The sequence below is a fragment of the Streptomyces sp. NPDC005728 genome, from assembly GCF_040630895.1.
In the GTDB taxonomy this organism is placed as follows: domain Bacteria; phylum Actinomycetota; class Actinomycetes; order Streptomycetales; family Streptomycetaceae; genus Streptomyces.
The window spans coordinates 19,362-27,759 of sequence record NZ_JBEXYL010000103.1; the positions used below are offsets into that span (position 1 = coordinate 19,362).

Consider the following 8,398-nt stretch of genomic DNA (forward strand, 5'->3'; position numbering starts at 1 on the left):
GACCCCCATCCCCAAACGGTCGAAACGTTCAACTCGGTAAGAAGCATTGAGCGTTTGAGCGAGTGCATGCTAGAAACCGCCGTCATGACGACTCCTTGGTCACGCCGTGGTTTCCTGACCGCCTCCGCAGGCACCGCTGTCGCCCTGGGGCTCGGCACCCGGGCGTTCGCGGCGTCGGACGAGTTCGCGACGTTGCGCGCGAAGTGGCGCACCCTGATCCTCGGCGAGGGCTTCGCCCCGACCGCCGAACCGTTCAAGTCCCGGCTCGCCGACCTGGGCGCCACCGCGAGCGGGCTGCTCTCCACGATGGCCCCGGCCGCCGGCTCTCTCTGGCCCGACCTGGTGTACGCCGACCCTGACCCGGACACGGACACGGAGTCGTACGGCTTCTCGGGCAACATGAACACCAGTTACACCCGCCTGAGCACGCTCGCGCAGGCCTACTGTCAGCCCGGCACCGGCCTGACCGGCGACACCGGGTTGCGCAATGCGATCCTCACCGGCCTCGACCACCTCCACGACGACGTGTACAACGCCGGCCGGACCCGGTACGGCAACTGGTACAGCTGGCAGATCGGCGCCCCGCAGGCACTGCTCGACGTCTGCGTCCTGATGTACGACGCCCTGTCCGCGGCACAGCGCACGAACTACCTGGCCGCAGTGGACCACTTCGTGCCCGACTCGGCGGTGGCGAGCTACAGCGGGACCAGCACCGGAGCCAACCGGGTCGACCTGTGCCGGGTGGTGGCGCTGCGCGGCGTCGTCGGCGCGAGCGCGGCCAAGGTGGCCCTGGCCAGGGACGCCCTCTCCCCCGTCTTCCCGTACGTCACCTCGGGCGACGGGCTGTACGCGGACGGGGCGTTCGTCCAGCACACCACCGTGCCCTACACCGGCTCGTACGGCTCGGTGATGCTCGGCGGTCTGGGTCTGCTCTTCGCGCTGCTGGCGGACTCGAGCTGGGCGGTGACGGACACCAACCGGCAGATCGTGTTCGACGCCGTGGAGCACGCGTGGGCGCCGTTCCTCTACAACGGCCTGGTGATGGACGGCGTTTCGGGCCGGGCGATCAGCCGGGGGCTGGCGGCGTCGGACCCGAAGCAGATCCAGCAGGACGACCACCTGCGCGGCCATCCGATCCTCGCCTCGATCGTCCTGCTCGGGCAGGGCGCGAGCGCGGCGGAGAACGCGCGCTGGCGCGGCCTGGTGAAGGGCTGGACGCAGCGCGACTACTACAGCCCGCCGCTGAACGACCCGGTACTGAGCCTGCCGCATCTGGCCCGGCTGAAGGGAGTTCAGGACGACGCGTCGGTGACGGCGGTCGCGGAGCCGGCCGGGCACCGCCTCTTCCCATGCATGGCACGGGCCACGCACCGCCGGCCGGGCTGGGCGGCCTCGCTGAGCATGGCGGACCGCCGGATCACCTACTACGAGACCGGCAACGGCGAGAACCTGCACGGCTGGCACACCGGCTCGGGAATGCTGTACTGGTGGGGCGACACCTTCGCCAACGGGCAGTACAGCGACGCCTTCTGGCCCACCGTCGATCCCTGCCGGCTGCCCGGTACGACCGTCTCCCGCAAGGTGCTGGCGGACGCGGCGGGCGGGGACTGGGGGGCCTCGCTGCCGGACGTCAACTGGGTGGGCGGTGCGACGGACGGGGAGCGGGCCGCGGTCGGGCAGTACCTGAAGGGGCTCCAGTCCACGCTGCTGGCGAAGAAGTCCTGGTTCTTCCTGGACGACACGGTCGTCTGCCTCGGCGCCGGCATCACGTGCACGGACGGCACGGCCGTGGAGACGACGGTCGACAACCGCAACCTCGGCCCCACCGGCGGCGCCCCGTTCACGGTGGACGGCACGGTCAAGCCCGCGGCCTACCCGTGGTCCGAGACGCTCACGGGCGCCCGATGGGCGCACATCGGCGGGCACGGCGGCTATGTCTTCCCGGGCGGGGCGACGGTACGCGCGCTGCGCGAGGCCCGCGACGGCAGCTGGAGCACCGTCAACAAGGGCGGCTCGACCACCGTCCTGGACCGCAAGTACCTCACGATGTACGTCGACCACGGCACCGACCCGGCGAACGCCTCGTACGCCTACCAGCTGCTGCCGGGCGCGACCGCGGCGCGCACACAGGCGCGGGCCGCCGACAACGGCTGGCTGACGGTCCTGGCCAACACCGACAGCCAGCAGGGCGTGACCGTGCCCTCGCTCGGCTTCACCGGCGTGAACTTCTGGTTCGGCGGAACGGTCGGAACGCTCACCGCGAGCGATCCGTGCTGCGTGATGATCACCGAGAAGGCCGACGGCACCGCGGTGATCGCTGTGAGCGATCCGATGCGCATGCGCACGAGTCTGACGCTGACCTGGCGGCGTGCGGTCGCGGCGGTGACGTCCGCCCCGGCCACCGTCACCTCGGCGGCGACCGGCTCCGCGCTGACGCTGGCCTTCGGGGACCTGACCTCGACGGCGGGTGCGACGCAGCGGATCACCGTCAGGCTGGGATGAGCGCCGCCTGCGCCCCCTCTGTCCCCTTCGCCCCCGAAACCTCCCCGGCCTCGTCGTCGACCCCATGAGCCCCACGAATCCCGTGAGCCTCGTGGACGAACCGGCTCAGGGACGCCGTCAGCACGGTCACGAAGGCATCCCGGGCCTCCTCCGGGAGGGCGTCGAGGGACAGGTAGGGGTTGAGGTCCTCCAGTTCGACCAGCAGCAGCTCGCCGTCCGGGGCACGGCAGGCGTCGACGCGCTGGATGCCGTGGCCGAGACCGTTCCAGTCGATGAAGCGACGGGCGAACTCCAGGTCGGCGGCGGTGGCCGCGTACGGCCGCAGCTCCCAGCGGCGCTCGCGGTCGGGGGCGTAGAGGGCGTACTGGAAGTCGTCGTCGACGAAGTAGAAGGACACCTCGTAGGCGAAGTCGACGCAGGGCTGGATGAGGACGGCGCCGTCGGCGAGAGAGGCAAGGCCGGAGGCCGGCAGGACCCGCAGGTCGAGGGAGTCGGCGCCGAGCTTGGGCTTGACCACGTAGCGCTCGGCCGCCGGCAGCTCGTTCAGGTCCTGGGCGCGGTCGACGGTGGGGATGACCGGGAAGCCGGCGGCACTCAGGTCGAGCAGGTACTGCTTGCCGGCCATGTCCGCCTTGCCGGTGAGCGGGTTGTACACCCGGGTCCCGCTGCTGAGCGCACGCGCACGGAAGGCCTCGTACTCCTTCTGGTAGCCGAGGACGGGCCCGCTGTTGCGGACGACGACGGCGTCGTAGGCGTCCATCAGCGCGGCCGCGTCCAGCGGATGGCACAGGGCGAGGTCGAAGTGCTCGCGCAGCCGGGAGGTGAGGAGGATGTCCTCGTCGCAGTAGCGGCGCCCGCGGGCCGGGTACGCCAGGTCGGTGACGTAGAGGACGCGGGGGCGGGCGGCGGGCATGGGGGCTCCTCGGGCAGCAGGCGGTGCAGAAAGGTTACGCCGAAGGGTGGCCGGCCCCGTCCCCGGCCCTGTGGTCCGACCCCGAGGAGCGCCCGTGCCGGGGCAGCCTGCGCTTCCTCACAGCCCTGCCGCCCACAGCTCGTTCCGGTCGATGCCCGTGAGGCCCCGGCGCACCGTGCGCCGGGGCCCGGCCGGGATCGGCGTGTACGACGGTACGGCGAGGACCCTGCAGCCGGCCGTCTCGGCCGCGGTGACGCCGGTGGGCGAGTCCTCGACGGCCAGGCAGGCGGCGGGGTCCACGGCGAGGGCGCGGGCGGCGGCCAGGTAGGGGTCGGGGGCGGGCTTGGTGCGGGTCGTCTCGCCCTCGGCGAGGGTCGTACGGAACCTGTCGGCGCCCAGCACCTTGAGCGCGGCGTCCACGACGGGCCGCGAGGACGCCGAGACCAGCGCCATGGGAAGGTCCAGCTCCTGGAGTGTGTCGAGGAGTTCGACGGCGCCGGGCAGCGGAGCGGCCTCCTGCTGGACCGTCTCCAGGAACCGCGCGTCGAGGTCCGCGGTGAGTTCCTCCGGGTCGGCGCCGGTCAGACGGTGCAGGTGGGCGGCGGTGTCGGCGGTGGAGCGGCCGAGGACCTCGAAGAGGTCGTCGACGCCGATGCCGGGCACCTGCTCCCGGACCGTGCGCAGCCACAGGGACTCGGTGTCGACGAGCGTGCCGTCCATGTCGAGGAGTACGGCGTGCGGCTCGGCCGCGAAGGGGCTGCCGTCCAGGGTCCAGTGCCGGTCGGGGTGCCGGCCCACGGCGGCGAAGACCTGTGCGGCGACATCGGCGTGGCGTACGCGGGCGGGCGCCTGGCCGATGCCGGGGCCCGCCGCCGCCAGCCACGCCGTGCGCTCCTCGGCGGAGCGGCCGCCGTGGCCGCCCGCGTCGACATGACCGTGGTCGGTGACGACCAGATACGTCCACTCCTCGTCCGCATACGTGTGCCGGGACCGCACCGCGGCCAGCAGCCGGCCCAGGCGAGTGTCGGCGCGGCGGACCGACGCCTCGTACGCCTCTCCGCAGCCGAGGACGTGCGCGGTCTCGTCGGGTGCGCCGAGGTAGACGAAGGAGGCCTCGACGTCGTCCTCGGCCAGGACGTGCGCGGCGGCCTCCGTGATCCGCTCGTCGCACTCCTCCCATGCTTCGGGGGTGTCGGCCGCCGGAGCGATGTACGCCGTCCGCGACGCCGCCCGGAACAGGGGCCCGCCGTCACGCGGTTGCAGCAGGGGCCGCCAGCCGGCGGCGACGAAGGTGCGCCGGCGGTCGTGGTGGTCGAGGCGGGTGGCGAAGTCGGGGAAGACGTCGAGGCGGTGGCCGCTGAGGTCGTTGCTCCACACCCCGTGCTTGGCGGGGCCCACTCCGGTGACGATCGTCGCCCAGCAGGGTCCGGACATGGTGGGTGTGGTGTCGTCGACCTCGACGGGCGTGAGGAAGCCGGTGGCGGCGAGGGCGTCGAGGTGCGGGGTGGGCTGGCGGTGCAGTACGTCGAGACGTACGCCGTCGATGCCGACGACGAGGACGCGGCGGGTGGCGTCGGGCATGGCGCTCCTTGCGGTTGATCACGCGGACCGGGTCAGCTCGTCCGGCCCTACTCCATAAGCGAACGGCAGGCCCTGGGCGTAACGCCCCACCTCGTCCGTGGCCCAGTCGGTCATGCGACCCAGCTCGTTGCCGAGGGAACCGGCGATGTGGGGGGTCAGCAGCACGTTCGGCAGGGTGTACAGGGGCGAGTCGGCAGGCGGCACGTCCGGTTCGGTGACGTCGAGGACGGCATGGATGCGGCCGGGGACCAGGTGGCGCAGGAGAGCTTCGGTGTCGACGAGGGAGCCGCGCGCCGTGTTGATGAGCGTGGCGCCGTCGCGGAGCAGGGCGAGCCGGCGGGTGTCGAACATGTGGCGGGTATCGGGGAGTTGGGGAGCGTGGATGGTGACCACGTCGCTGCGCCGGGCGAGTTCGTCGAGGCCGACCGGTTCCGCGCCCAGGGCGCGGGCCGCGGCCGGGTCGAGATAGGGGTCGTACAGGAGGACGTGCAGGTCGAGCGGGCCCAGCAGCTCGATGACCCGGCGGCCGATGCGGGAGGCGCCGACGACGCCCACGGTGCGGCGGTAGTTGCCGTGGCCGCTGTAGTACGGAAGCAGGCGGGGCTGCCTGCGGGTGCGGGCGTAGTCGAGGGCGATGTCCAGGACGCGTTTGTTCGCGAAGAGGATCGCGGCGAGGGTGAACTCGGCGACGGGCAGGGCGTTGGCGGCGGCCGCGGAGGAGACGGTGATGCCGCGCTTCCAGACGGCGTCGGTGACGTGGTGTTTGACGGAGCCGGCCGCGTGGACGACGGCACGCAGGCGGGGCATCCGGCCCAGCGTGTCCTCGGTGAGCGCGGGGGCGCCCCAGTGGGTGAAGAGCACCTCGGCGCGGGCGAGCCTGAGCGCGTCGGCGGGGCTCGCGTCGTTGATCGTCGTGATCGTCGTGGTCGTGTCGACGCGGGCGACCGTGTGAAGGCGGTCGAGGGTGCCCTCGGCGAGGAGGGAGCGGTGGATGTCGGCGCCCATGGCGAGGACGGTGCGCGGACGGCGGCGGGTCGGGGGCACGGTCACCGTCACTTCACCGCGCCGGCGGTCAGGCCGGAACGCCAGAAGCGCTGCAGGCAGACGAAGGCGGCGATCAGCGGGAGTACGGCGACCAGGGAACCGGTGATCACGAGGGTGTAGTACTCGGGCTGCTGCTGGGTGACGCTGTTCCACAGGAACAGGCCCAGGTTGACCGGGTAGAGATGCTCGTCGTTGAGCATCACGAGCGCACCGAAGAAGTTGTTCCAGCTGGCCGTGAAGGAGAACAGGAAGATCGTCATGGAGCCGGGGGCGAGCATGGGCAGCGCGATCCGGACGAAGGTGCGCAGTTCGCCGGCGCCGTCGACACGGGCGGCCTCCAGGACCTCGCCCGGCACGTATCCCTCGGAGAAGACGCGGGCCAGGTACACGCCGAAGGGGTTGACCAAGGCGGGCAGCAGCAGCGCCCAGTAGGTGTTGACGATGCCGGCCTTGGTGGCGAGCAGGTACATGGGCAGCTGGATGACGGTGCTGGGGACCAGGACACCGCCGAGGACCAGCGCGAACAGCTTCTCCTTGCCCTTGAAGTCGTACTTGTCGAATGCGTATCCGGTGGCCACGCAGATCAGCGTGGAGGCGGCGGAGCCGACGACGGAGTACAGGACGCTGTTGCCGAACCAGCGCAGGTAGATGCCGTCGTTGACGGTCAACAGCTGGTGCAGGTTGGCCAGGAGGTTGAAGTCGCCGAAGGAGAAACCGGAGGTGGCGAAGAGGTCGCGGTGGTCCTTGGTGGCGGCGAAGAGCAGCCAGCTGACGGGCATCAGGGTGTAGCAGGCGGCGAGGATCAGCAGGCCGTTGACGAGGCCCCTGGAGAGTAGGGCCGGCGCGGGGGCGCGGCGGCGGGCGGCCGCCCGCGGCCGGGTGTCCGCGGTCGGCTGGGCGGGTGCCGGGCTGGATTGGGTGAGGGTGCTCATACCGCCGCCTTCCAGCGGTTTCCGATCCGGGTGACGACGAAGGAGAGGGCCACGCCGAGCACGGCGAGCATCAGGGAGGCGGCCGCGGCCAGGCCGTAGTCGTGCTGCACGAATCCCGCTTTCCAGATGAACAGGGTCGGCGACCACTCGGTGTCGATCGAGGGCGCTCCGCGTTGGTTGAGCACCTTGGGTTCGGTGAAGATCTGGATCGCCCCGACACAGGTGAACAGGACGGTCATGACGATCGCGGAGGCGATCATCGGGATCTTGATCTGCAGAGCGGTGCGCAGTCCGCCGGCTCCGTCCACGACGGCCGCTTCGATCACTTCGCGCGGTACGGCCTGGAGGGCGGCGTAGAAGATGACCATGTTGTAGCCGGTCCACTGCCAGGCGGACAGATTGACCATGGAGAGCAGGACATGGTCGTTCGCGTAGAAGTCCCAACTGCCGCCGGCCGCTCCGAACCAGTCGAGCACGGGGCTCAGGCCCGGTGTGTAGAGGTAGATCCAGATGATCGAGGCGATCAGTCCGGGGATCGCGTGGGGCAGGAAGAGTGCGAGCTGGAAGAACCGTTTCGCGCGGGCGAGGGCGGAGTCGACGAGCAGGGCGAGGGCCAGGGAGCCGCCGATCATCACGGGGATGTACAGGGCGCAGTAGAGCGCGATGTGCGCGAAGGAGGCACGGAATCCGGTGTCGGAGAGGGCGGCGGTGTAGTTGGCGAGGCCGGCGAAGACGCGCCGGGTACCGCCGAAGCCGAGTCCTGAGGAGCGCTCCTGGAAGAGGCTCATCCACAGGGCGTAGCCGATGGGCGCGACCATGACGGCGGCGAACAGAACGAAGAACGGGGTGATGAGCAGGGCGGCGGTCCGGCGCTGACTGCGCCTCAGCCGCGCGGCCCCGCCGGGCTCGGCCGGGACAGGGCGGGTGTCCGGTGGGCCGGCGGTTCGGGCCGGTGGTGCTGGTGCTGCCACGGCGGTTCCTTCGGGGTCGGGGTGGGCGGGAGGGGACGCCTCGGCAGGCTGCGGGGCTGCTGCGGGTGCGGCGCACCGCACCCGGACCTGTCCGGCGGACATGGCCGGCGTCAGCCAACGGCGCCTCATCGGCGCAGGTGAGCGGGGCCTGGTGCGTCGCCTGGGCGCGCCGCACCCGCCCCCTCCCCTCAGAGGGTCACCAGGTGCCTCCGAGGATGCCCCGGCCTTCAGACCGGGGGAGGAATCGGATTCCTGCGGAGCAGGGCAGAGGCAGCCGAATCGCCGCCAGGGCGATCCGGCGTCCACCCCACGACTGGGTGAAGCAGCCCAACTGTCGGTCCCCCCGGGTAGGTTCGGGTACATGACGACGGGAGCGATCACGGAGGAGGCCGGGTATGCCCGGTACACCTACCGTGTCCGCCTGCCGAAGACGGCCCGGCGTGCACTCGAAGCCG

At 71.5% G+C, this 8,398-nt stretch carries 6 protein-coding genes; 1 reads left to right on the top strand and 5 read right to left on the bottom strand.

Going from position 1 to position 8,398, the window contains the following annotated elements:
• Positions 1 to 84 precede the first annotated feature (84 nt).
• Entirely contained in the window at positions 85 to 2,502 is a 2,418-nt protein-coding gene (locus ABZ471_RS39745) for a polysaccharide lyase 8 family protein (RefSeq protein WP_359073627.1), read from the top strand.
• Here the strand turns inward: ABZ471_RS39745 and ABZ471_RS39750 are convergent.
• From ABZ471_RS39750 to ABZ471_RS39770, 5 genes are all read right to left on the bottom strand, one after another.
• Complete coding sequence (locus ABZ471_RS39750; protein ID WP_359073629.1) at positions 2,489 to 3,415, bottom strand: hypothetical protein; 927 nt, start codon at positions 3,413 to 3,415, stop codon at positions 2,489 to 2,491. The genes ABZ471_RS39745 and ABZ471_RS39750 overlap by 14 nt on opposite strands.
• Positions 3,416 to 3,532: 117 nt before the next feature.
• Entirely contained in the window at positions 3,533 to 4,996 is a 1,464-nt protein-coding gene (locus ABZ471_RS39755; protein ID WP_359073631.1) for an HAD-IA family hydrolase, read from the bottom strand.
• Between the two features lie 18 nt (positions 4,997 to 5,014).
• Positions 5,015 to 6,001, bottom strand: coding sequence for a hydroxyacid dehydrogenase (locus ABZ471_RS39760; protein WP_359073638.1), 987 nt, complete (start codon positions 5,999 to 6,001; stop codon positions 5,015 to 5,017).
• A 47-nt stretch (positions 6,002 to 6,048) separates the two neighbouring features.
• Positions 6,049 to 6,972, bottom strand: coding sequence for a carbohydrate ABC transporter permease (locus tag ABZ471_RS39765; RefSeq protein WP_359073633.1), 924 nt, complete (start codon positions 6,970 to 6,972; stop codon positions 6,049 to 6,051).
• On the bottom strand, positions 6,969 to 7,790 hold the full coding sequence (locus tag ABZ471_RS39770) for a sugar ABC transporter permease (RefSeq protein ID WP_359073640.1): 822 nt from the start codon (positions 7,788 to 7,790) through the stop codon (positions 6,969 to 6,971). The genes ABZ471_RS39765 and ABZ471_RS39770 overlap by 4 nt, the downstream gene beginning before the upstream one ends.
• Between the last annotated feature and the right edge of the window lie 608 nt (positions 7,791 to 8,398).

Bases quoted from the DNA above. Each gene is read 5' to 3' on its own strand.
- ABZ471_RS39745 (WP_359073627.1), top strand. From the start codon at position 85: ATGACGACTCCTTGGTCACGCCGTGGTTTCCTGACCGCCTCCGCAGGC.
- ABZ471_RS39750 (WP_359073629.1), bottom strand. From the start codon at position 3,415: ATGCCCGCCGCCCGCCCCCGCGTCCTCTACGTCACCGACCTGGCGTAC.
- ABZ471_RS39755 (WP_359073631.1), bottom strand. From the start codon at position 4,996: ATGCCCGACGCCACCCGCCGCGTCCTCGTCGTCGGCATCGACGGCGTA.
- ABZ471_RS39760 (WP_359073638.1), bottom strand. From the start codon at position 6,001: ATGGGCGCCGACATCCACCGCTCCCTCCTCGCCGAGGGCACCCTCGAC.
- ABZ471_RS39765 (WP_359073633.1), bottom strand. From the start codon at position 6,972: ATGAGCACCCTCACCCAATCCAGCCCGGCACCCGCCCAGCCGACCGCG.
- ABZ471_RS39770 (WP_359073640.1), bottom strand. From the start codon at position 7,790: ATGGTCGCGCCCATCGGCTACGCCCTGTGGATGAGCCTCTTCCAGGAG.